20 protein-coding genes are annotated in these 21,957 nt (G+C 72.5%); 11 read left to right on the top strand and 9 right to left on the bottom strand.

Translation table 11 applies throughout. From position 1 onward, the window contains the following. Positions 1–4: 4 nt before the first annotated feature. A complete protein-coding gene (locus ABZS80_RS12985; RefSeq protein ID WP_355055883.1) occupies positions 5–2,014 on the bottom strand; it encodes a beta-galactosidase in 2,010 nt (669 codons plus the stop codon). A 279-nt stretch (positions 2,015–2,293) separates the two neighbouring features. Between ABZS80_RS12985 and ABZS80_RS12980 the strand changes: the two genes are divergently transcribed. The 7 genes from ABZS80_RS12980 to ABZS80_RS12950 all read left to right on the top strand — a co-directional run bounded on the left by ABZS80_RS12980 (position 2,294) and on the right by ABZS80_RS12950 (position 10,782). After that, the gene (locus ABZS80_RS12980; RefSeq protein ID WP_355055882.1) at positions 2,294–3,622 is read left to right on the top strand and encodes an ABC transporter substrate-binding protein; all 1,329 of its coding nucleotides are present in this window, start codon (positions 2,294–2,296) and stop codon (positions 3,620–3,622) included. A gap of 23 nt (positions 3,623–3,645) precedes the next feature. Then, entirely contained in the window at positions 3,646–4,602 is a 957-nt protein-coding gene (locus ABZS80_RS12975; protein WP_151462003.1) for a sugar ABC transporter permease, read from the top strand. Beyond that, the gene (locus ABZS80_RS12970) at positions 4,599–5,510 is read left to right on the top strand and encodes a carbohydrate ABC transporter permease (protein ID WP_355055881.1); all 912 of its coding nucleotides are present in this window, start codon (positions 4,599–4,601) and stop codon (positions 5,508–5,510) included. Before ABZS80_RS12975 ends, ABZS80_RS12970 begins: the two co-directional genes overlap by 4 nt. Beyond that, the gene (locus ABZS80_RS12965) at positions 5,507–7,702 is read left to right on the top strand and encodes an alpha-galactosidase (RefSeq protein ID WP_355055880.1); all 2,196 of its coding nucleotides are present in this window, start codon (positions 5,507–5,509) and stop codon (positions 7,700–7,702) included. The genes ABZS80_RS12970 and ABZS80_RS12965 overlap by 4 nt, the downstream gene beginning before the upstream one ends. Before the next feature lie 225 nt (positions 7,703–7,927). Next, entirely contained in the window at positions 7,928–8,926 is a 999-nt protein-coding gene (locus ABZS80_RS12960; RefSeq protein ID WP_355055879.1) for a polysaccharide deacetylase family protein, read from the top strand. 110 nt (positions 8,927–9,036) lie between these two features. Then, a complete protein-coding gene (locus ABZS80_RS12955) occupies positions 9,037–9,429 on the top strand; it encodes a YciI family protein (RefSeq protein ID WP_355056038.1) in 393 nt (130 codons plus the stop codon). Positions 9,430–9,432: 3 nt separating this feature from the next. Next, the gene (locus ABZS80_RS12950; RefSeq protein ID WP_355056037.1) at positions 9,433–10,782 is read left to right on the top strand and encodes a sigma-70 family RNA polymerase sigma factor; all 1,350 of its coding nucleotides are present in this window, start codon (positions 9,433–9,435) and stop codon (positions 10,780–10,782) included. 32 nt (positions 10,783–10,814) lie between these two features. Here ABZS80_RS12950 and ABZS80_RS12945 read toward each other — a convergent pair whose 3' ends face one another. Next, on the bottom strand, positions 10,815–11,114 hold the full coding sequence (locus tag ABZS80_RS12945) for a MerR family transcriptional regulator (protein ID WP_313722280.1): 300 nt from the start codon (positions 11,112–11,114) through the stop codon (positions 10,815–10,817). A gap of 592 nt (positions 11,115–11,706) precedes the next feature. Next, on the bottom strand, positions 11,707–13,080 hold the full coding sequence (locus ABZS80_RS12940) for a cellulase family glycosylhydrolase (RefSeq protein ID WP_355055878.1): 1,374 nt from the start codon (positions 13,078–13,080) through the stop codon (positions 11,707–11,709). Positions 13,081–13,459: 379 nt separating this feature from the next. Between ABZS80_RS12940 and ABZS80_RS12935 the strand changes: the two genes are divergently transcribed. The 3 genes from ABZS80_RS12935 to ABZS80_RS12925 all read left to right on the top strand — a co-directional run bounded on the left by ABZS80_RS12935 (position 13,460) and on the right by ABZS80_RS12925 (position 15,672). After that, on the top strand, positions 13,460–14,422 hold the full coding sequence (locus ABZS80_RS12935; protein WP_355055877.1) for a TIGR03557 family F420-dependent LLM class oxidoreductase: 963 nt from the start codon (positions 13,460–13,462) through the stop codon (positions 14,420–14,422). After that, the gene (locus tag ABZS80_RS12930; protein ID WP_355055876.1) at positions 14,419–15,264 is read left to right on the top strand and encodes an alpha/beta hydrolase; all 846 of its coding nucleotides are present in this window, start codon (positions 14,419–14,421) and stop codon (positions 15,262–15,264) included. The genes ABZS80_RS12935 and ABZS80_RS12930 overlap by 4 nt, the downstream gene beginning before the upstream one ends. 147 nt (positions 15,265–15,411) lie before the next feature. Beyond that, a complete protein-coding gene (locus ABZS80_RS12925) occupies positions 15,412–15,672 on the top strand; it encodes a GAP family protein (RefSeq protein ID WP_355055875.1) in 261 nt (86 codons plus the stop codon). Positions 15,673–15,682: 10 nt separating this feature from the next. Here the strand turns inward: ABZS80_RS12925 and ABZS80_RS12920 are convergent, their stop codons facing one another. The 6 genes from ABZS80_RS12920 to ABZS80_RS12895 form a co-directional block, all read right to left on the bottom strand. After that, positions 15,683–16,486 (bottom strand): endonuclease/exonuclease/phosphatase family protein, encoded by an 804-nt coding sequence (locus tag ABZS80_RS12920; RefSeq protein WP_355055874.1) that lies wholly within the window; start codon positions 16,484–16,486, stop codon positions 15,683–15,685. Positions 16,487–16,496: 10 nt separating this feature from the next. Continuing rightward, on the bottom strand, positions 16,497–17,987 hold the full coding sequence (locus ABZS80_RS12915) for a phosphatase PAP2 family protein (protein ID WP_355055873.1): 1,491 nt from the start codon (positions 17,985–17,987) through the stop codon (positions 16,497–16,499). An 80-nt stretch (positions 17,988–18,067) separates the two neighbouring features. Continuing rightward, positions 18,068–19,069 carry a YihY/virulence factor BrkB family protein gene (locus ABZS80_RS12910; RefSeq protein WP_355055872.1) on the bottom strand — a complete coding sequence of 334 codons (1,002 nt, stop codon included), beginning with the start codon at positions 19,067–19,069 and terminating at the stop codon, positions 18,068–18,070. Then, positions 19,062–20,069 carry a diacylglycerol kinase family protein gene (locus tag ABZS80_RS12905; protein WP_355055871.1) on the bottom strand — a complete coding sequence of 336 codons (1,008 nt, stop codon included), beginning with the start codon at positions 20,067–20,069 and terminating at the stop codon, positions 19,062–19,064. Before ABZS80_RS12905 ends, ABZS80_RS12910 begins: the two co-directional genes overlap by 8 nt. A 103-nt stretch (positions 20,070–20,172) precedes the next feature. Further along, a complete protein-coding gene (locus tag ABZS80_RS12900; RefSeq protein ID WP_355056036.1) occupies positions 20,173–20,748 on the bottom strand; it encodes a Clp protease N-terminal domain-containing protein in 576 nt (191 codons plus the stop codon). Then, positions 20,748–20,984: an HTH domain-containing protein gene (locus tag ABZS80_RS12895; protein ID WP_089010418.1), complete on the bottom strand. Its 237-nt coding sequence runs from the start codon at positions 20,982–20,984 to the stop codon at positions 20,748–20,750. The genes ABZS80_RS12900 and ABZS80_RS12895 overlap by 1 nt, the downstream gene beginning before the upstream one ends. A 107-nt stretch (positions 20,985–21,091) precedes the next feature. Here ABZS80_RS12895 and ABZS80_RS12890 point away from each other — a divergent pair, with 107 nt between their 5' ends. Continuing rightward, positions 21,092–21,892 (top strand): PP2C family serine/threonine-protein phosphatase, encoded by an 801-nt coding sequence (locus ABZS80_RS12890; protein ID WP_355055870.1) that lies wholly within the window; start codon positions 21,092–21,094, stop codon positions 21,890–21,892. The last annotated feature ends 65 nt before the right edge of the window (positions 21,893–21,957 follow it).

Below are 21,957 nucleotides of genomic sequence, written 5' to 3'. Positions count from 1 at the left end.
GGGATCAGGCGACCTCGGGGCGGGCCGGTGCTTCCTCGCGGACGACCGCCACCTCCCCCGCAGGGACCGCCAGTTCGCCGTCGCACCGGCCGCCGCCGAGCAGTTCAACCCCGGTGACCGCCAGCCGGGCCTCGGCGTCGGTGTGGTTGAGGACGAACAGCCAGGTCCGGTCGCCGGATCGGCGGCGGACCACCTCCACCCCCTCCGGCGCGCTCACCGCGGGGCGGGCGCCGGTCTCGGCGAGCAGGCGGGCGACCAGCCGGTCGGTGGCCGCCTGGTCGAGCCGGGTGCCGAGATACCAGGCCGCGCCCGCGCCGACCGCGTGCCGGGTCAGCGCCGGCACGCCCGACAGCGGCCCGTCGGCGTACGCGGCGAGCACCTCGGCGCCCTCGGCGTGCAGCCACTCGGTCCACACGTCGGCGGTCGTGCCGTCGTCGAGACGGACCGACTCGCCGGCCCGGAGCGGGAAGAACTCCTCGGTGCGGACGCCGAGCAGGTCGCGGAACGCCCCCGGGTAGCCGCCGAGCCGGATGTGGTCGTGCTCGTCGACGATGCCGCTGAAGTAGGTGACCAGCGCGGTCCCGCCCGCCTCGACGTAGCGGCGCAGCGCGTCGGCGTCGGCGTCGCGGACCAGGTAGAGCGCGGGGACCAGGACGAGCCGGTAGCGGGACAGGTCGGTGGACGGGTGCACCACGTCGGCGGTGACACCGGCCCGCCAGAGCGCGCCGTGCAGCGCGGTGAGCCGGTCGGCGTAGGTGACGTCGACGCTGGGGTGGGAGTCGAGTTCGGCGCCCCACCAGGCCTCGTAGTCGAAGAGGATGGCCACCTCGGCGTCGACCCGGCTGCCGCGTACCTCGGCGAGCGCCTTCAGGTCGGCGCCGAGCCGGCACACCTCGCGGAACACCTTGGTGTCCGGGCCGGCGTGCGGCACCAGCGCGGAGTGGAACTTCTCCGCGCCCGCCCGGGACGCCCGCCACTGGAAGAACAGCACCCCGTCGGCGCCGCGCGCCACGTGGGCGAGGCTGTTGCGGCGCAGCTGGCCGGGGGTCTTGGCGACGTTGCGCGGCTGCCAGTTCACGGCGCTGGTGGAGTGCTCCATGAGCAGCCACGGGTCGCCGCCGGCGACGCCCCGGGTGTGGTCGGCGGCCAGCGCGAGGTCGACCTGCGGCTGCGGGTCGGCGGCGGTGAGGTAGTGGTCGTTGGCGACCAGGTCCACGTCGGCGGCCCAGGAGTGGTAGTCCAGGTACTTGATGCCGGCGCCGATCATGAAGTTCGTGGTGACCGGCTGGGTGGTGAGCCGGGTCAGCAGCTCCCGCTCGGCGCGCAGTTGGGCGCGCTGCTCGTCCGAGGAGAAGCGCAGGAAGTCCAGCTGCTGCGTGGGGTTGGCGAAGGTGGGGGCACTCCGCGGCGGGTTGACCTCGGCCCAGTCGTGGTAGCGCTGGCTCCAGAACGCGGTGCCCCAGGCGGCGTTGAGGGCGTCGAGGTCGCCGTAGCGCTCGCGCAGCCAGGTGCGGAACGCCCCGGCGCTGACGTCGCAGTAGCAGTGCACGTTGTGGCAGCCCAGCTCGTTGGAGACGTGCCACATGACGACGGCCGGGTGCTCGGCGTACCGGGCGGCGACGGCCTCGACCAGGGCGAGCGAGCGCTCCCGGAACACCGGCGAGCTGGGGCAGTACGCCTGCCGCCCGCCGGGCCAGAGGATCGTGCCGTCGGCGCGGCGGGGCAGCGTCTCGGGGTGCCGGTGCGCCAGCCAGGGCGGCGGGCTGGCCGTGGCGGTGGCCAGGTCGACGCTGATCCCGCCGGCGTGCAGCAGGTCGAGCGCCCGGTCCAGCCAGCCGAACTCGAAGCGGCCGGGAGCGGGTTCCAGCAGGGCCCAGGAGAAGATCCCGACCGAGACGAGGTTGACCCTGGCGCGGCGCATCAGCTCGACGTCCTCGGCCCAGGTCTCCTCGGGCCACTGCTCGGGGTTGTAGTCCGCGCCGTACCAGATCTGCTCGCCGTGCCAGTTCCGCATGACAGCAGAGAGTGCCGCCGAACGTCACCCAAGTCAACACTTTCCAACATCGACAGAAATTCCAACGTTTACCTTGTCCCGCCGTTGTCACAACTGGGTTGTCGCTGTCCTTCTGGCCTCTTGACAGCGCCGAAGCAAGGGGTAGCTTCAACCGCCACCGGCTGTTTGTGTTCGGACGTGTGGATTCACGGTGGATCTACGCCGGCCGGCATGAACACCTATCCCCGCCACCCATCACGGCCCTTGGGCGCAGCGCACCTCTTCCACGCAGGAGGCACAATGTCCCGTCCCCGTACCGAAGCCGAGTACCTCGCCCGACTCGTACCCCCGTCCGTCGCCGGCCTGAACCGCCGCTCGCTGCTCGCCGGCGCGGCCGGCGCGGGCACGCTGCTGGGCACGGGACTGCTCGCCGGCTGCGGCTCCGACTCCGACTCCGGCGCGGACTCGAAGACCGTGTCGATCGGCTCGAACGCCTCGGACCCCACGCCGAAGGACGTCCTCGCCAAGCTGGCGGCCGGCTTCCAGAGCAAGTCCGGGGTCACCGCCAGCATCAACACGGTCGACCACAACACGTTCCAGGAGAACATCAACAACTACCTGCAGGGCAAGCCGGACGACGTGTTCACCTGGTTCGCCGGCTACCGGATGCGGTTCTTCGCCGCCAAGGGCCTGGCCGGCGACGTCAGCGACGTCTGGGGCAAGCTCTCCGGGTTCTCCGACGCGTTCAAGAAGGCGTCCACCGGCGACGACGGCAAGCAGTACTTCGTGCCGGCGTCCTACTACCCGTGGGCCGTCTTCTACCGCAAGTCGGTGTGGCAGCAGCGCGGCTACCAGGTGCCGAAGACGCTCGACGAGTTCAACACGCTCGGCGCGCAGATGAAGAAGGACGGCTTGAACCCGATCGCCTTCGCCGACAAGGACGGCTGGCCGGCGATGGGCACCTTCGACATCCTCAACCTGCGGATCAACGGCTACCAGTTCCACGTCGACCTGATGGCCGGCAAGGAGGCGTGGACCTCCGACAAGGTGAAGAAGGTCTTCGACACCTGGGCGGGGCTGCTGCCGCTGCACCAGCCGGACGCCCTGGGCCGGACCTGGCAGGAGGCGGCCCAGTCGCTGCAGCAGAAGAAGAGCGGCATGTACCTGCTCGGCCTCTTCGTCGCCCAGCAGTTCAACGAGAACGAGCAGGACGACATCGACTTCTTCACCTTCCCGGAGATCGACTCCACGATCGGGGCCAAGGCCCTGGACGCGCCGATCGACGGCTACATGATGGCCCGCAAGCCGAAGTCCGAGACCAACGCCAAGAAGCTGCTGGAGTACATCGGCGGCGCCGAGGCCGCGAACATCATGGTGAAGGGCGACCCCGGCACCCTGGTCGCCAACACCGGCGGGGACACCAGCGGCTACACCGCGCTGAAGAAGAAGGCCGCCGAACTGGTCGGCTCCGCCACCGAGATCGCCCAGTTCCTCGACCGGGACACCCGGCCGGACTTCGCCTCGACCGTGATGATCCCGGCGTTGCAGCAGTTCATCAAGGACCCGAAGGACATCAGCGGGCTGCTCACCAGCATCGAGAACCAGAAGAAGTCGATCTTCACCAGCTGACGGCGGAAAGGGGGAGGACAGCCATGTCCGACCTGCCCCTGATCCAAGCGGATCGCGCCGTGCCGCCGCCGGCCGCGACCACCACCACGCGTGGTCGCGGCCGCCGGCTACGGCTCCTGTCCGGCACCGACCGCGTGGTGATCACGCTGATGGTGCTGGTGCCCCTGCTGCTCGTCGTCGGCCTGGTCTGGCTGCCGGCGGGAGCGACCGTGCTGCTCTCCGGCACCAACTGGGACGGCATCGGCCCGCTGGGCGAGATCGACTGGGTCGGTCTGAAGAACTACGACGACGTGGTCAACATCTACCCGCCGTTCGTGCCGGCCGTGCAGAACAACCTGCTCTGGCTGGCCGCGCTGTTCGTGGTGGCCACCCCGTTCGGGATGTTCCTCGCCGTGCTGCTCGACAAGGAACTGCGCGGCAGCCGGTTCTACCAGACCGCGCTCTACCTGCCGGTGGTGCTCTCGCTGGCACTGATCGGCTTCGTCTGGCAGCTCATCTACAGCCGCGACCAGGGCCTGCTCAACGCCCTGCTCGGCAGCCAGACCGACTGGTACGGCGACCCGAACGTCAACATCTGGGCGGTGCTGTTCGCCGCCGGCTGGCGGCACGTCGGCTACATCATGCTGCTCTACCTGGCCGGCCTGAAGGGCGTCGACCCGTCGTTGCGCGAGGCCGCCGCCGTGGACGGCTCCTCGGAGGCCAGCACCTTCTTCCGCGTCGTGTTCCCGGTGATGCGACCCATCAACATCATCGTGCTGGTGGTGACGGTGATCGAGTCACTGCGCGCCTTCGACCTGGTCTGGGTCATCAACAAGGGCCGCAACGGCCTGGAGCTGATCTCCGCCCTGGTCACCCAGAACGTGGTGGGCGAGGCCAGCCGGATCGGCTTCGGCTCGGCGCTGGCGACCATCATGCTGGTCGTCTCCCTGGTCTTCATCACCCTCTACCTGTTCACCGTGATGCGGGAGGACCGCCGATGAGCAGCGCGACCCTGACCCGTGACCCCGAGACCGCCGCGCCGCCGGCCCGCCGCCGGCCGCTGCGGCCGGCCCGGGTGGTCCTGCACGTCTTCCTCGCCGCGGTGGCGGTCGGCTGGCTCTTCCCGATCCTCTGGGCGGTGCTGACGTCCCTGCGCTCGTACGAGTACACCGCCACCCACGGCTACGTCTCGCTCGGCGGCTGGACCCTCGACAACTACGTCACCGTGTGGCGGACCGCCGAGTTCGGCAAGCACTTCCTCAACTCGGTCTACATCACCGTCCCGGCGGTGCTGCTGACCCTGTTCCTCGCCTCCTGCGTGGCGTTCGTGATCGCCCGGTTCAGCTGGAAGTTCAACATCGCGCTGCTCGGCCTCTTCACGGCGGCGAACCTCCTGCCGCAGCAGGCCCTGCTCATCCCGCTGTTCCGGATGTTCACCGAGATCCCGCTGCCGGCCTTCATGAGCGACTCGGAGCTGCTCTACGACAGCTACTGGGGGCTGATCCTGGTCAACGTCGCCTTCCAGTGCGGCTTCTGCGTCTTCGTGCTGAGCAACTACATGAAGGCCCTGCCACACGAGCTGTACGAGGCGGCCATGGTGGACGGCGCCAGCGTCTGGCGGCAGTACTGGCAGGTGACCATGCCGCTGTGCCGGCCGGCCCTGGCCGCGCTGGCGACGCTGGAGGTGACCTGGATCTACAACGAGTTCTTCTGGGCCACCGTGCTCATGCGCACCGGCGACAAGTTCCCCGTGACCAGCTCGCTGAACAACCTGCGCGGCGAGTTCTTCACCGACAACAACCTCGTCTCGGCCGGCTCGGTGCTGGTCGCCATCCCCACCCTGGTGATCTTCTTCCTGTTGCAGAAGCAGTTCGTCCGGGGCCTCACCTTGGGAGCCAGCAAGGGATGACCATCGTTCACCTGCGCCGCGCGCGGACCAGCCTGGTGCTCGACGCGCGCGGCCCCGGCCTGCCCCGGATCGTGCACTGGGGAGCCGACCTCGGTCCGCTGCCCGCCACCGACCTGCCCGCGCTGGTCGACGCCACCATCCCACCGGTGGTGCCGAGCAGCTTCGACGCGCCGACCGTGCTGTCGCTGCTGCCCGAGCCGAGCGCCGGCTGGAGCGGCCGGCCCGGCCTGGCCGGGCACCGGGACGGCCGGGACTGGTCGACCGCGTTCCGCCTCGACACGATCGACGTGGACGACCCGCCTGGCGGCGGCGGGGACGCGGTGCGCGTACCCGAGGAGGAGCGGGAGCACGGCGGAGCCGGGGCCGCGCGGGTGACCGTGCGGGCCGCGGACGCGGGCGCCGGGCTGTCGCTGACCGTCGAGATCACCCTGACCACCGCGGGGCTGCTCACCGTGCGGCACCGGCTGCGCAACGACGGCGACCGGCCCTACGAGGTACGCGAGCTGACGCCCGTGCTGCCGGTCCCGGCGGTCGCCACCGAACTGCTCGACCTCACCGGCCGCTGGTGCCGGGAGCGCGCGCCGCAGCGGCACCCGTGGCCGATGGGCGCCTGGGTGCGCGAGGGGCGGCACGGCCGGACCGGGCACGACGCCACCCTGCTGCTGGTCGCCGGCACCGCCGGGTTCGGCTTCGGGCACGGCGAGGTGTGGGCGGTACACACGGCGTGGAGCGGCGACCACGTCACGGTCGCCGAACGCCGGCCGACCGGCGAGGCCACCCTGGGCGGCGGTGAGCTGCTCGCCGCCGGCGAGATCGTGCTCGGGCCGGGCGAGGAGTACGCCACTCCCCTGCTCCACGCGGTGCACTCCGCCGACGGGCTGGACGGGCTCAGCGACGTGCTGCACACCCACCTGCGGGCCCGCCCGGAGCACCCGCGCGGCCCGCGCCCGGTGACCTTGAACGTGTGGGAGGCGGTCTACTTCGACCACGACCTGGACCGGCTGAAGGGCCTCGCCGACCGGGCCGCCGAGGTGGGCGTGGAACGCTTCGTGCTGGACGACGGCTGGTTCCGCGGCCGGCGGCACGACCGGGCCGGGCTCGGTGACTGGTGGGTGGACGACGAGGTCTGGCCGGGCGGGCTGCAACCGCTCGTCGACCACGTCCGCAAGCACGGCATGCAGTTCGGGCTCTGGGTCGAGCCGGAGATGGTCAACCCGGACTCGGACCTGTTCCGGGCCCACCCGGACTGGGTGCTCCAGGCCCCCGGCCGGCTGCCGCTCCAGTGGCGGCACCAGCAGGTGCTCGACCTGGCGCACCCGGACGCGTACGCCCACCTGCTCGGCCGGCTGGACGCCGTGCTGAGCGAGCACGACGGCATCGCGTACCTGAAGTGGGACCACAACCGGGACCTCACCGAGGCCGGGCACGCTGGCCGGCCGGGCGTGCACGCGCAGACCGTCGCCGTCTACCGGCTCCTCGACGACCTGCGCGCCCGGCACCCCGGCGTGGAGATCGAGAGCTGCTCCTCCGGCGGCGCCCGGGTCGACCTGGAGATCCTGCGCCGCACCGACCGGGTCTGGGCGAGCGACTGCAACGACGCGCTGGAGCGGCTGTCGATCCAGCGCTGGACCGGCCTGCTGCTGCCGCCCGAGCTGATCGGCACCCACATCGGACCGGAGCGCTCGCACACCACCCACCGGGTGCACGACCTGGGCTTCCGGGCGATCACCGCGCTCTTCGGCCACCACGGCATCGAGTGGGACATCAGCGGGATCGGCGCGGCCGAGCGGGCCGAACTCGCCGCCTGGGTGGCGCTGCACAAGCGGCTCCGCCCCCTGCTGCACGGCGGCCGCGTGGTCCGGGTCGACCACCCGGACCCGGCCATCCAGGCCCACGGCGTGGTCGCCCACGACGGCTCCCACGCGGTGTACGCGGTCTCCCGGTTGGCCACCTCGGCGGCGCAGGTGCCCGGCATGGTGCGGCTGCCGGGGCTGGACCCGGCACGGCGCTACCGGGTCCGGCCGCCCGCCGGGGTGCCGGAGCCGGCACTGCTGGAACTGGCCCCGCCGGCCTGGCTGGCCACGGGCGGCGGGGTGACGCTGAGCGGGTCGGTGCTGGGTTCCGTGGGACTTCAGCTGCCCGCCCTGCACCCGGAGCAGGCGCTGCTGCTGGAGGTCGACGCGGCCGGCTGAGGACGGCTCCGGCGAGCGATCGGAACAGGCTCGAAACTTCCGGACTGGCGGTCCGGTGCGAGCGTGGGACGGTCACCGCCTGTCGCGGCTCGGACGGCGCGTGGGACTTCCGGAAATTCTTGACTCCGCATCGACGGCGGGCCAATACTGGCGCCGCCGACAGACCTCGACAAGCATCGATACGAGGACCGGCAACCCGCCACCACGAGGAGGGGGCCCAGCCGCATGTGGAGCAGAACACCGTCGAAACGATCCCTGGCCGCGGGATTCGCCGCGGCCGCGCTGGTCGCGGCGAGCAGCCTGGCCGTCACGCTCACCGTGGCGGCCGCCCCGGCCCGGGCTGCCGCCTGCAACGGGTACGTCGGGCTCACGTTCGACGACGGCCCGTCCAACGACCACACCCCCGCCCTGCTCAACGCGCTGCGACAGAACGGGCTGCGGGCCACGATGTTCAACGAGGGCCAGTACGCGGCCGCCTACCCCGCCCAGGTGCGGGCGCAGGTCAGCGCCGGCATGTGGGTCGGTAACCACAGCTACACGCATCCGCACCTGATCCAGCAGAGCCAGTCGCAGATCGACTCCGAGGTCTCCCGGACCCAGCAGGCCATCGCCAATGCCGGCGGCGGCACACCCCGGCTGTTCCGTCCACCGTACGGCGAGACCAACTCGACCCTGCAGTCGGTCCTGGCGAGGTACGGCCTGACCCAGATCATCTGGGATGTCGACTCGCAGGACTGGAACGGGGCGAGCGTCGACGCGATCGTGCAGGCCAACGCCCGGCTGACCAACGGCCAGATCATCCTCATGCACGAGTGGTCCGCCAACACGCTGGCGGCGATCCCCCGTATCGCGCAGGGGCTGGCCAGTCGCGGCCTGTGCGCCGGCATGATCTCCCCGCAGACCGGCCGCGCCGTGGCGCCCGACGGCGGCGGTGGCGGCGGTGGCGGTGGCGGTGGGGGCAGTTGCACCGCGACGCTCTCGGCCGGGCAGCAGTGGAGCGACCGCTACAACCTCACCGTCTCGGTGTCCGGCTCCAACACCTGGGCGGTCACCATGACCATCCCCACCCCCGCGAAGGTCATCGCCACCTGGAACGTCAACGCCACCTGGCCCAGCGCCCAGACGATGGTCGGCCGGCCGAACGGCAGCGGCAACACCTTCGGGGTCACCATCCAGCACAACGGCAACCGGACCTGGCCGACCGTCTCCTGCGCGGCCGGCTGACGCCGGAAACTTCTTCTGGACGGATGTCGAGGAGCGGGGTGGCAGCTTCTACCGGAGGGTGGAAGCACCGACAATCGGTGCTCGGGCGTGAGGAGCGAATCGTGAAGTACATGCTGCTGATGCAGTTCAGCGCCGCCGGGACCGACTTCCCCTCGATCGACACCTGGACGCCGGAGGAGATCCGGGCGCACATCGGGTTCATGGGCGACGTCAACGCGAAGCTCGTCGCCGACGGGGAGTTCGTGCAGGCCGAGGGCCTGGGCGGGCCGCAGCAGGCGCGGATCGTCCGGGCCGGCGAGAACGGCGCGCCGGTGGTCACCGAGGGGCCGTTCGCCGAGACCAAGGAGTTCCTCGCCGGGTGGTGGATCGTGGACTGCGAGACGCCGCAGCGGGCCGTCGAGATCGCCGCGCACATCTCCACCGCGCCCGGGCCGGGCGGCCGTCCCCTCGGCATGCCCGTCGAGGTGCACCCCGTCATGTCGGCGCCAGCGCAGGAGCTGTGACCCCTGGGCGTCCCGGACCACACCGTCGAGGACCTGCTGCGCGAGCTGGCGCCGCAGGTCCTCGGCGTGCTCGCCCGCCGGTTCGGTGACTTCGCCACGGCCGAGGACGCCGTGCAGGAGGCGCTGCTGGCCGCGGCCACGCAGTGGCCCGTCGAGGGGCTGCCCGACCATCCGCGCGGCTGGCTGGTGCAGGTCGCGTACCGCCGGATGATCGAGCTGGTCCGCGGTGAGGCGGCCCGCCGGGACCGGGAGGACCGGGCCGCCCGGCGCGGCGGTGACGACCGGCGGACCGCGCCGGCCGCCGACGAGCCGCTGACCGCGGAGCGGGATGACACCCTGGTGCTGCTCTTCCTCTGCTGCCACCCGGCGCTCTCCACGGCGTCGGCGATCGCGCTGACCCTGCGCGCGGTCGGCGGGCTCAGCACCGCCGAGATCGCCCGCGCGTTCCTCGTCCCCGAGGCCACGATGGCGCAGCGGATCAGCCGGGCCAAGCAGCGCATCAGATCCTCCGGCCTGCCGTTCCGGATGCCGGCGGAGGAGGAACGGCAGGCCCGGCTCGCCGCCGTGCTGCACGTGCTCTACCTGATCTTCACCGAGGGGCACACCGCGAGCCTCGGCGACGACCTGCGCCGGGTCGACCTCTCCGAGGAGGCGATCCGGCTGACCCGCGCCATGCACGCGCTGCTGCCCGACGACAGTGAGGTGGCCGGGCTGCTCGCCCTCATGCTGCTCACCGAGGCCCGGGCCACCGCCCGCACCGGCCCGTCCGGCGAGCTGATCTCCCTGGCCGAACAGGACCGCTCCCGGTGGGACGCCGCCGCGATCGCCGAGGGGACCGCGCTGGTCACCCGCGCCATGGCCCGGGGACCGGTCGGGCCGTACCAGATCCAGGCGGCCATCGCGGCTCTGCACGACGAGGCGCCGACCGCCGTGCGGACCGACTGGCCGCAGATCCTCGCCCTCTACCAGGTGCTGGAGCGGCTGGCGGAGAGCCCGGTGGTGGCGCTCAACCGGGCGGTGGCGACCGCCATGGTGCACGGCCCGGCCGCCGGGCTGGCGGCCCTCGCGGCGCTGGCCGCCGACCCCCGGCTCACCGAGCACCACCGGCTCGACGCGGCCCGGGCCCACTTGCACGAGATGGCCGGCGACCGGGACGCGGCGGTGGCGCACTACCGGGCCGCCGCCGGCCGCACCACCAGCCGCCCCGAACAGGAGTACCTCCGGATGCGGGCGGCGCGGCTGGCCACCACCCGTCCATGTGGCGGCGCGCAGTCCGGCCCACTCCAGGGCTCAACGTCACACCAGCGGGACGCGGGTACGACAAATGGTCCCTCTGGTGCAGAAGGACCGTAAGACGATGTGATCGGGCCAGCGTCCGCTTGCCGTTACCGCTGGTTGTTCTGGTTGTGCCGGAGGGCTTCTTCGAGCTGGTCCTCGAGAATGATGATCCGGCAGGCGGCTTCCAGAGCGGTGCCCTGGTCGACCATCTCCCGGGCCCGCGCGGCAAGGCGGAGCTGGTAACGGGAGTATCGGCGATGGCCACCGGCCGACCGGACCGGGGTGATCAACTTTGCCTCGTCGAGGCGACGCAGAAAGTCCTGCGATGCGCCGGTGATTTCCGCGGCGCGACCCATCGTGTACGCGGGGTAGTCGTCGTCACCGAACATGTCGTCGGGTTGGGCCATACACGCACCTCTCCATGACGAGGGCCCCGGCGCTTTTCAGCACCGGGGCCCGGGTTACGGGTCGAAACACCATCTACCGGCAAATTCGTCGGGTTGTCGTATCCGCACCTACCGCCGTCGGCGGCTTGGGGTGCGAGGATCGCATAAGCGTGACCGGAGACCACCTCTCGTTCGATGGAAACTGCGGTGTCCGACTCCAGAGTTGAACTGCCTTCCGGAGCGGGCGATCCAACGGTGTTCGGGCCCTCCCTTTCCTCTGCTTCCGATTTCTGTGGTGCTTGTCGTGCTGCCCGCCGGCGCCGGAGCCCCACTCGACTTCATGGCCCCGTGCACGTGCGGCGGACTGTCCTACCAGGCGAGCCCTGAACCAGCATCGGCCCACCTGCCTGCCCTGACCTGGAATGACGTCAGGGTCTTCACTGCTTCGTCCGCGTCTTCAACGATCTCTGCTGTCAACGACAGGAACACTAGCCAGGTGCGGCGAGAATGTCTAGCGCTTCGAACCTAGATTTTCTGGACCGCCCCCTGCTTTCGGTGGCTGGCACGACAGGGTGGTGGCCGGGTCCGCGCGGACCCGGCCACCGGTGGTGCCTCAGCTCGCGGCGCAGGTCACCGCGGGGATCGGGTTGCTGCCGTTCCAGCTGCCGATGAAGCCGAACGAGGTGCTGGCCCCGGCGCCGAGCCGGCCGTTCCAGTCGACGTTGCGGGCGGTGTACGCCGAGCCGCTGCCGCTGACCGTGGCGTTCCACGACTGGCTGACGGTCTGGCCGTTGGCGAACGTCCACTTCGCCGTCCAGCCGGTGATCGCCGCCGCGCCCGCGGTCACCCTGACCTCACCCTGGAAGCCGCCCTGCCAGGAGTTGACGATCGTGTAGCTGGCGGTGCAGCCACCGGGCGGCGGCGCGGTCGTCGGGCTGGTGGTCGGGCTCGGGCTGGTGGTCGGGCTCGTCGTGGGGCTCGTGGTCGGGCTCGGCGAGCTGCCGGCGTAGACCGAGGCCTCCCGGGCGGTGGCCCGGATGCCGTTCGCCCCGTTGAAGATCCGCTGGCCCCAGGTGGTCAGCTGGTTCGGGTCGAAGTTGGTGACCATGTCGAGGTACTCGACGCCGCCGCCGTTGCCGCTCCACGACCAGCCGAGGTAGCCGATCCCGTTGGCCTGGCTGTAGGCCAGGATGGTGTCCTCGTCGGGGTTGCCGTCGGAGTGGTTGAAGCCGAACTCGCCGACCACGATCGGCAGGCCGGCGGTGCGGAAGCGGCCCAGGTAGTCGGTGATCTCGGCGGCGGTGTCGAAGACGCCGTACATGTGGATCGAGAAGACCGTGTTCTTCTGTGGGTCGGCGGCGAAGACCGGGGCGGCGTTGTCGCGCATGGTGAACGACCAGTCCTGGCCCCAGTTCGGGGCGTCCACCATGATCGTGTGGGTCAGGCCGCCGGCGCGCAGCCGCTTCACGGCGTTGGCCGTGTCGGTGGCCCAGGTGGCATAGCCCTGGTTGCCGTACGGCTCGTTGCCGATGTTGACGATGACGTACTTCTCCTGGCCCTGGAGGGCGCCGGCGATGCCGAGCCAGTAGTCGACCGCCCGGTCCAGCGTGATCGCACCGCTCTGCTCGCCGTACCCGGTGGTGTCGTGCACCTCCAGGACGCAGATGAGCCGGTTCGCCTTGCAGAGCGAGATGACGTTGGTGACGTCGGCGGCGCTGTTCTTCGGCCAGCGGTCGCCGCTGGCCAGCACGACCCGCACGGTGTTCGCGCCGAGCGCCTTGATGTTGGCGAACGAGGAGGTCTGCTGCGGGTACCAGGTGTGCGCGTGGTTGACCCCGCGCATGACGAACTCGGTGCCGTTGGCGTCGTAGAGCCGGCCGTTCGCGACGGAGAAGCCGGCGGCGGCGTGGGCCGGCTGCCCGAAGGCGAAGACGGCGGCGAGGACCGTCAGCAGGGCGACGCCCGCGACGGAGAGCAACTTCTTCATGGCTGTCCTCAGGGAGGTCTCCCCCGTGCCCAGGTGGGGGTGCGGCGATAACGAGGGCGTGGCGGCTGAGCCCGGCAGCCGCCGCCCGACTCCGGCGGACGCACGCATCAGCGTAGGGCGATGGAACGGCGAAGGCAACCGGTTAAGCAGATCGGCCGTACGGCCCGGAAGCCTGCGGCGGCCCATGTCGCCACGGGCCACCGCAGGGGCGGTCATCCCCACCACAGGATGGTGCGCCACCGGAGTCTGAACCGGTTAAGCCGGATTGTCGGCAGCGTCCTCACCGGCGTCAAGACGGCCGGCCGACGAAGCGGACACCAGGGTTGACCGTCGCTGCGCGGGGTATCCGGTGACGATCCGCCCCGGAAGGAGAGGTGTCATGGTCAAGGTCGGCTACACCCTCATGTGCGAACAGGCCGGACCCAAGCAGCTGGTCGACCACGCCGTCCGCGCCGAGGCCGCCGGCTTCGACCACCTCGTCATGTCCGACCACTACTACCCCTGGCTCGACTCGCAGGGCCACTCCCCGTACGCCTGGTCAGTGCTGGGCGCGGTCGCCCACGCCACCAGCCGGGCCGAGCTGCTGTCCTTCGTGACCTGCCCGATCCGGCGCTACCACCCGGCGGTCGTGGCGCAGAAGGCCAGCACCATCGGGGTCCTGTCGGACGGGCGGTTCACCCTCGGCCTCGGCGCCGGGGAGAACCTCAACGAGCACGTGGTGGGCGGCTGGCCGCACGTGCAGCAGCGGCACGAGATGTTCGAGGAGGCGCTCCAGATCATCCGCCCGCTGCTCAACGGCGAGACGCTGACCTTCTCCGGCAACCACTTCGACGTGCCCGACGCCTACGTCTGGGACCGGCCGGAACGCCCGGTGCCGATGGCCGTGGCCGCCTCGGGCCGGCAGTCCGCCACCCTCGCCGCCGACTACGCCGACGCCATGATCGCCACCGACCCGCTGCCGCACCTGGTCGAGATGTACGAGGAGGCCGGCGGCGCGGGCCGCCCCCGCTACGGGCAGGTGGCCATCTGCTACGGCCCGGACGAGGCCGAGTGCCGCAAGATCGCGCACGACCAGTTCCGCTGGTTCGGCATGGGCTGGAAGGTCAACGCCGACCTGCCCGGGCCGGACGCCTTCGCGGCGGCCACCCAGTTCGTCCGCGAGGAGGACGTGGCCGAGGGCATCTCCTGCGGGCCGGACGTGGACCGGCACGTGGAGGCGTTCAAGAAGTTCGTCGACGCGGGATTCACCCACGTGGCGCTGCTCCAGGTCGGCGGGGACAGCCAGCCGATGTTCCTGGACTGGGCGCAGGAGGAGCTGCTGCCCCGGCTCCGCGAGCTGTGACCGGCCGGGAGGTCCGGCTCTCGCCACCGGGACGCTTCGGGCCGGCGGAGCTGCGGCTGGCCCTGGCCGCGCCCCGGCCGGCCGCGGGCCTGACCAGCGAGTTCCGGCTGGTCGACGGCCTGCGTACGCACACCCGCCGGTCGGCCGGCCCGGGCGGCGACGGGCCACCCGTCGTGCTGGTGCACGGCCTGGCCGTCTCGCACCGCTACCTCACCCCGCTGGCGGTGGCCCTGTCGGCCACCCATCCCGTGTACGTGCCGGACCTGCCCGGCTTCGGGCTGACCGAGCGCCCCGGCACGGCGTACGACGTGCCCCGGCACGCCGCGTTCCTGGCGGACTGGCTGGCCGCGTACCGGCTGGGGCCGGTCTGCCTGCTCGGCCACTCGTTCGGCGCGGAGGTGGTCGCGGCGCTCGCCGCCCGCCGCCCCGACCTGGTGAGCGCGCTGGTGCTGGCCGGGCCGACCAGCGACCCGGCCGCCCGTTCCCGGCGCGGCCAGGTCGGGCGGTGGCTGCTGGGCACCCTGTGGGAGGCGAAGTGGCAGGCGCCGATCCTGCTGCGCGACGTCCTCGACGCCCGCCCGTGGCGGGTGTTCGCCACCCTGTCCCACTCGGTGCGCAACCCGATCGAGGCGGACCTGGTCCGGGTCACCGCGCCGACGCTGGTGCTGACCGGCACCCGGGACCCGGTCGTCCCGGCCGGCTGGCGCGTGGAGGCGGCCCGCCTGGTGCCGGGCGGCCGGACCGCCGCCGTGCCGGGGGCCGCGCACAACGTCGTCACCACCGCCCCCGGCCAGGTCGCCGACGCGATCCGCGACCTGCTGGCCCCCGTCCTGCGAAGGTGAGTCCATGCGCATCGGAAACACGGAGATCCGGCCCCTCGGCGGCGGTCTCGGTTGCCTGCTGATGATCCTCTTCTCGATCGTCGCCTCGGTCGTGCTGACCGTGCTGCTGAACCTGCTCGTCTGAACCGGCCCCGCGCCCCGACGGCCATGCCCACCGACGAGGCCATCATGGCGTCGGTGGCGGGCAGCCTGGCCGGGCACGACCGGCCCTGGTGGCACCTGCTGCCGTTCCTGCTGCTCACCGTCCTGCTGCTGGCCCTGCCCCTGCTGGCGCTGCTGCTGCTCGGCGACCGGGCCACCGCCGCGCTACCCCGGGTGCGCGACTGGGCCAACGCGCACTCCTGGGTGGTCAGCGAGCTGGTCACGCTCATCTTCGTCGCGATCGTCGCCGCGGACCTGGCGAGCTAGGGCCGTTCGGTCAGCCGGGCGCCAGCGCCAGGTCGGCGACGACCGGGTAGTGGTCGGAGGCGCGGTCCGCGTCGCCGCCGCGCACCACCCGGACGGCGCGCGCCGTCGCGGCCAGCGCCGGGGTGGCGAGCAGGTAGTCCAGCCGCATCCCGGCGAACTCCGCCCCGCCGTGCCGGGTCGGCACGGTCAGCCCGGCCGGCTCGCCGCCGCCGGTGCGCGGCCACAGGTCGACCAGCCCCGCGTCGAGCAGCCGCGCCACCGCGCGGGTGTCGACGGTACGGCCGTCGCGGCGCAGGTGACGCCGCCGGTGCAGGGCGTTGAGGCCGGCGAGCCGGGCGGTGTGGTCGACGGCCGGCTCCAGGGTGTTCAGGTCACCGGCGAGCAGGGCCAGCTCTCCCCCGGTGCGCCGCACCGCCACCGCCAGCCAGTCGGCCTCCATCCGCCGCCGCCCGCCAGAGTACGGGCTCAGGTGGGCGCTGAACACGGTCAGCGGGCCGTCCGCCGTGGCCACCTCGATCCGGGCGGCGGCGTGGTGGAACGGGCGGCGTACCCGGCCCGCGCGGAGCACCCGCAGCGGCGGGCGGACCAGCACGGCCACCGCCTGCCCGAAGCAGGACCGGGCGACATGCGGCACCATGCCCATCCGCTCCGCCAGCTCGGCCAGCCGGCCGTCGGAGTCCAGGCCGCGCAGCTCCTGCAGGGCCAGCAGGTCCGGGCGCTGGTCGGTGACCACCGCGACGATCCGGTCCCGGCGGTCGGTGCCGTCGCGGTCCCGCCCGCCGGTCCGGATGTTCCAGGTCATCGCCCGCAGCATCGGCGCCCGATCAGTCCTCCCGGCCGGCCTTGGCCAGCTCGTCGTCGAGTTCGTGCACCTGTTCCGACTCGATGGCCGGCCGGTTGCCCGCGCGCACGTCGGCGTTGGGGCGCACCACCCACCAGAGCAGCGAGAGCCAGAGCGCGCCGAGCAGGATCGCGCCCATGAAGTCGGTCGGGTGGTGCATGCCCCGGTACATCCGGGAGGTGGCCACCCCGACCGGCATGATCACGGCCATGGCGACGAAGAGCCAGCGCCACCAGCGGTCGGTGCGGGGCAGCACGATGATCGCCATGGCGGCCCACAGGCAGATGGTCGCCGCGATGTGCCCGGACGGGAACGACGAGGTGGGCATCTGCCCGTCCAGGTTCTCCACCGGCGGGCGCGGCCGCTCGACCACCCGGGCCGTGGCCAGGAAGAGGCTCAGCTCGCCGAACATCGCCAGCACCACGAACAGCACCGGCCGCCACCGCTTCCAGATCGCCAGCACGATCGGGCAGAACACCAGCGAGACCAGCAGGATGGCGTGCGTGTCGCCGAACTTGCTCCACCACCAGCTCAGGTCGGTGAGCGCGTCGGTGCGCCGGTCGGCGAACCAGTGCGGCACCTCGGTGTCCAGCGTGTCGAACACGGTGCCCTTGGCGTGGTAGCTGACGTACATGCCGAAGGCGTAGAGGGCGCCGAAGACGAGCACCCAACCGACCAGCAGCTCGGCCATCGACGAGCGGGGATGCTCCAGCACGTGCTCCTCGGCCGGGGCGGGCGTGATCTCCTCCCCCGCCTCGGGCTCCAGACCTTCGGTCAGCGGCGGCACCGGCCGGCCGCGCTCACGCCGCCACAGCCGGAAGGCGTACGCCGTGATGCCCAGCCAGGCCGCGCCGAGCAGCCAGCCGCCGAGCACGTCCGAGACGAAGTGCACGCCCAGCGCGATCCGGGTCAGCCCGATGAGGACGACCAGCAGCCCGGCGACGGCGATGGCCGGCTTGCGCCAGCGGGGCGCCACGGCCGGCAGGAACAACAGCAGCAGCGCCCCGTACGCGACGAACGAGCCGAGCGCGTGCCCGCTCGGAAAGCTGTTGCCGGGGGCGCTGGCCACCGGCACGTCCACCACCGGGCGCAGCCGACCGACCAGCGCCTTGAGCGACGGGTCGAGGATCAGCCCGCCCACCCCGGTGATGATCAGGTAGACGGCCAGCCGGGACTGGCGGCGGATCAGCAGGCCGACCACCGCGATGGTGACCAGCCAGATGAGCACCGGCCGCCCGCCCAGGTCGGTGACCGCCTGGAGCACGGTGACCAGCGGGTGGTGCGGCGCCACGAGCCCGTTGAACCATTCGGCCGCCTCGTGGTCGGCACGGTAGAGCGGGCCCCAGTGGAACCGGACGAGCATGAGCAGCACGCCGAACCCGACGCCCGCGCCGGCCACGACGAGCAGCCCCGCCAGGCTCCGCTCGGCGAAATGGCCGAGCGGACGGCGCGTCGCCTCCTTGACCGCGGTCACCCCGCACCTCCCCCTCGTCTGCTGCGAGGCGCGCTGTACCCGATTCGCGCCCCGCGTACACGTTCGAGGCCGGCGCGGCGTCAGAGCGCGGTCATGTCGCCGGTGTCGAGCAGCTCCTCGCGCTCGGCCTCCGGCTGCCAGAGGTCGGGCTGGGCGGGCTCCTCCACGCCGATCCGCATCGCCTCCAACTGGGCGGCGAAGGCCAGCCCGCCGAAGAGCGCCATCCCGGTCAGGTTGGCCCAGAGCAGCAGGGCCATCATGCCGGTCAGCGCGCCGTACGTCTGCCCGAACCCGCCGCTGTACTTCACATAGGCGGCGAGCAGCAGGCTGGCCAGCCACCAGAGCGCGGTGGCGATGCCGGCGCCGAAGAAGAGCCAGGACAGGCCGGGCTGGTTGCGCCGGGGCGCGTGCCGGAACAGCACCGCCACGGCGAGCACGGTCAGGCCGAGGCTGAGCGGCCAGCGGATGACGTCCCACGCCCCGTGCGCGACGTCGCCCCACTCGTAGTGCCGCCGCACCGAGTCGCCCATGGCCCGGCCGCCGACGAGGATGAGGAACCCGGCCAGCGCGGGCACGCCCGCCACCAGCGCGAGGACCGCGGCGCGCAGGTACTTGAACAGGGCCGGGCGGTCCCGCTCGACGCCGTAGATCCGGTTCGCGCCCCGCTCGATCTGCGCCATGGTCGTGGTGAGCGCGACCAGGCCGGTCAGCAGGCCGAGGGTCAACGCCAGCTCACCGGCGTCCTCGGTGCGTTCGCTGTCGACCAGCAGTTCCTGCACCATCGACTCGCTCTGGCCCGGGGTGATCGCCAGCACCGTGTCGGCGACGACCTTGCCGCCCTCGTCGACGCCGAGGTCGGTGATGAGGCCGGTGAGCGCGATGAGGAACGGCACCACGGCCAGGCAGAGCTGCAACGCGAAGGCACGGGAGTGGCTGAAGCCGTCGCCGTAGCGGAACCGGATGAAGGCGTCCCGGAGCAGGCACCAGCCGCCGTGGCGGCGCAGGGTGTGCCAGGCGTCGTCGGCGGAGAGCTCCTCCTTCGCCATCAACCGGGTCTCGGGGACGAGCTTGGTGCTACTCATGCCGGGTTCCCTCGACGAGCCGTTCGCCGCGCTCGGCGGCGGCGTCGGCGTCGACCGACAGGTCCGGGTGCTGGGCCGGCCGCGGCACGCAGAGCCAGAGCGCCCCGCGCCGGATCTCGACCTTCAGCGACCGGCCCGGCTCGATGAGGTCGCCGTCGAGCTGCCGGGGCTGCGCCCGGTTGCTGGTGATCTCGACCTTGCGCGCCCGGAACACCTCCATCCGGGGCACGCTGCCCCTCCGCCGCACCACCGCCCAGCCGAGGGCGAGCCAGTGGCCGAGCGTCCGCGGGGTCAGCACCGCCACGTCGAGCCAGCCGTCGTCCGGCTCGGCGTCGGTGAGCAGGCGTACCCCGCCCTGGAGCCGGCCGACGTTGCCGACCAGCACCGAGCGGGCCCGCCGGCGCAGCGGCGGCCCGCCGTCGATCCGGATGGAGACCCGCATGGGCCGGTCCCGCAGGTGCTTGGCCGCCCCCACCACGTAGGCCGGCCAGCCGATCCGCTTCTTGGTCGTCTCGGAGGTGGAGTCGAGCATCTGCGCGTCGAAGCCCATCCCCGCCATCACGGCGAAGCAGCGGTCGCCGACCGCGCCCACGTCGAGCCGGCGCACGCCCCGCTCGACGGCGACCTCCAGCCCGGCGGCGAGATCGCCGGAGAGGCCGAGGTTGGCGGCGAGCAGGTTGCCGGTGCCCTGGGGCAGTACGGCGAGCGCGACGTCGGTGCCGGCCAGGGCGGTCACGCAGGCCATCACGGTGCCGTCCCCGCCGCAGGCGAAGACCACCTCGGCGCCGGCCTCGACGGCCGCCTCGGTCTGGCCCCGGCCCGGGTCCTCGACCGTGGTCTCGTACCAGGCGGGCTCGGGCCAGCCGGCGGCGGCGAGGGCGCCGTCCACCGTCCGGCGGAACTCGTCGAGATCGGTCACCTTGACCGGGTTGACCACCACAGCCGAGCGTGGTGCGGGGTTGTCCGCGGTCAACGGGCGCTTCTCGTCTCCACCGTCCACGGCGCAAGTGTGCAGCAACCGGGGCGGCTGGGCGACCCGACGGCGGCGGACGTTGCGAGGACCGCAATCAGGTTTGAACCCGGCCGGCGGCCGGCCGGGCCGGTCAGGCCGCCGTGCGCAGGGCCGCCTCGACCCGCCGGCGCAGGTCGTCGAGGTCCGCACCGGCCTCGGTGAGCACCAGCGCGGCCAGCCCGTTGCCCTCGCGCAGGAGGCCGAGCAGGATGTGCTCGGTGCCGATGTGGTGGTGGCGCAGCCGCAGCGCCTCCCGCAGGGACAGCTCCAGCACCTTCTTGGCCCGGGGCGAGAACCGCCCGTTGCCCGGGCGGCGACCCCACCACCGGCGCGGGGCGGGGGCCGCCTCGCGCAGCGCGTCCGGGCCGAAGGACTCCTCGATCCGGGCGACGATCGCGGCGAGATCGATGCCGATCTCGCGCAGCGCCGCCGCGTCCGCCGCGCCGAGGCCGTCGACCCCGTGCGCCGTGTGCCGGGCCACGGCGGCGCGCAGGTCCTCGGCCCGGATGCCGCCGGCCGAGAGCACCCGGACGGCCAGGTTGTCGCCGTCGGCGAGCACGCCGAGCAGCAGGTGCTCGGTGCCGACCGGCCGCCGGCCCTCGGTGCGCGCCTCGTCGACCGCGTGGTGCACCACCGCGCGGGCCCGGTCGGTGAATCGTTCGAACATCACGCCTCCCAGCTTCCGCGGACCGCCGGTCGCCCGGCGTGCTTCTTGTGGACCGCCTGCCGGCTGACCTCGAGGGCGTCGGCGATCTCCTGCCAGGACCAGCCCTGCCGTCGGGCGTTGTCCACCTGGACCACCTCCAGCCGTTCGAGCAGCCGGCGCAGGGCGAGCACCGCCCGCAGCCCGACCTTCGGGTCGGTGCTACCGGCCGCCGCCGCGAGTTCCGTCGCCTGACTCATGCTGTCAACTTAGGTTGACGGACGGGTGTTTGTCAACCCCGGTTGACAGACCGACACGTCGCCGCGACCTGCCGATCCACGGCCCGGACCGGTGCTACGGTCCGCAGGTGTTCCGCCGCCGCCCGCTGGACCAGCCGGTCCAGGCCACCCGCCGGCTGACCGTCGGCCGGCTCACCCTGGAGATCGCCGGCGGCAGCGTGGTCGGGCACCGCTACGCGGAGAACTTCGACGTCCTGCACGTCGACCCGGAGCTGCCGCTGGCCGCGATCGCCGACGGCATGGGCGACGGCGAGGGCAGCCGGATCGCCGGCGCCACCGCCATGACCACCTTCGTGGCGCAGGTCCGCGCCGGCTGGCCGGCCCTCGACGCCGCCCGGCTGCGCGCCGCCACGGCCGAGACCCAGCTCCGGGTACGCCGGGCCGGGGCGGGACTAGCCGGGCTGACCGGCTGCACGCTCACCGCCCTGATCGCCGAGCCCGACGGCGGGCAGGGCTGGCTGGTCCAGCTCGGCGACTCGCGGGCGTACCGGCTGCGCGACGGCCTGCTGGAGCTGGTGACCGTCGACCACACCATGGCCTGGCTCGGCCTGCTGCACGGGTGGTGGCCACCCGACTCGCCGGAGGCGGCCCGGGCCCGCTACCAGCTGCTGCGCTACGTCGGCCACCCGGACAAGCCCGAGCCGGACCTGCTCGCCGTGCCGCTGCGCAGCGGGGACACCTGGCTGCTCTGCACCGACGGGGTGAGCGACCAGCTCGGGTACCACCAGCTACGCGACCTCCTGGCGGCGCGGCGCGACCCGGCGCGGACCGCGCAGGCCGTGCTCGCCGCCAGCCTGGCCGAGGGCGGCGAGGACAACGCCACCGCCGTGGTCGTCCGCGTCCACCCCGCCCTGCCCAGCCCCCGCTGACCCCTTCCGTCGGTCCCAGTTCCGCCGACCCGGTCCGAGCGGACACCTCCACGACTACCGTGGGT

The sequence above is a fragment of the Micromonospora sp. NPDC005305 genome (genome assembly GCF_040607315.1).
In the GTDB taxonomy this organism is placed as follows: Bacteria; Actinomycetota; Actinomycetes; order Mycobacteriales; family Micromonosporaceae; genus Micromonospora.
The sequence above is the reverse complement of the archived record's forward strand: the minus strand, read 5'-3'. Positions and strand labels throughout refer to the sequence as shown.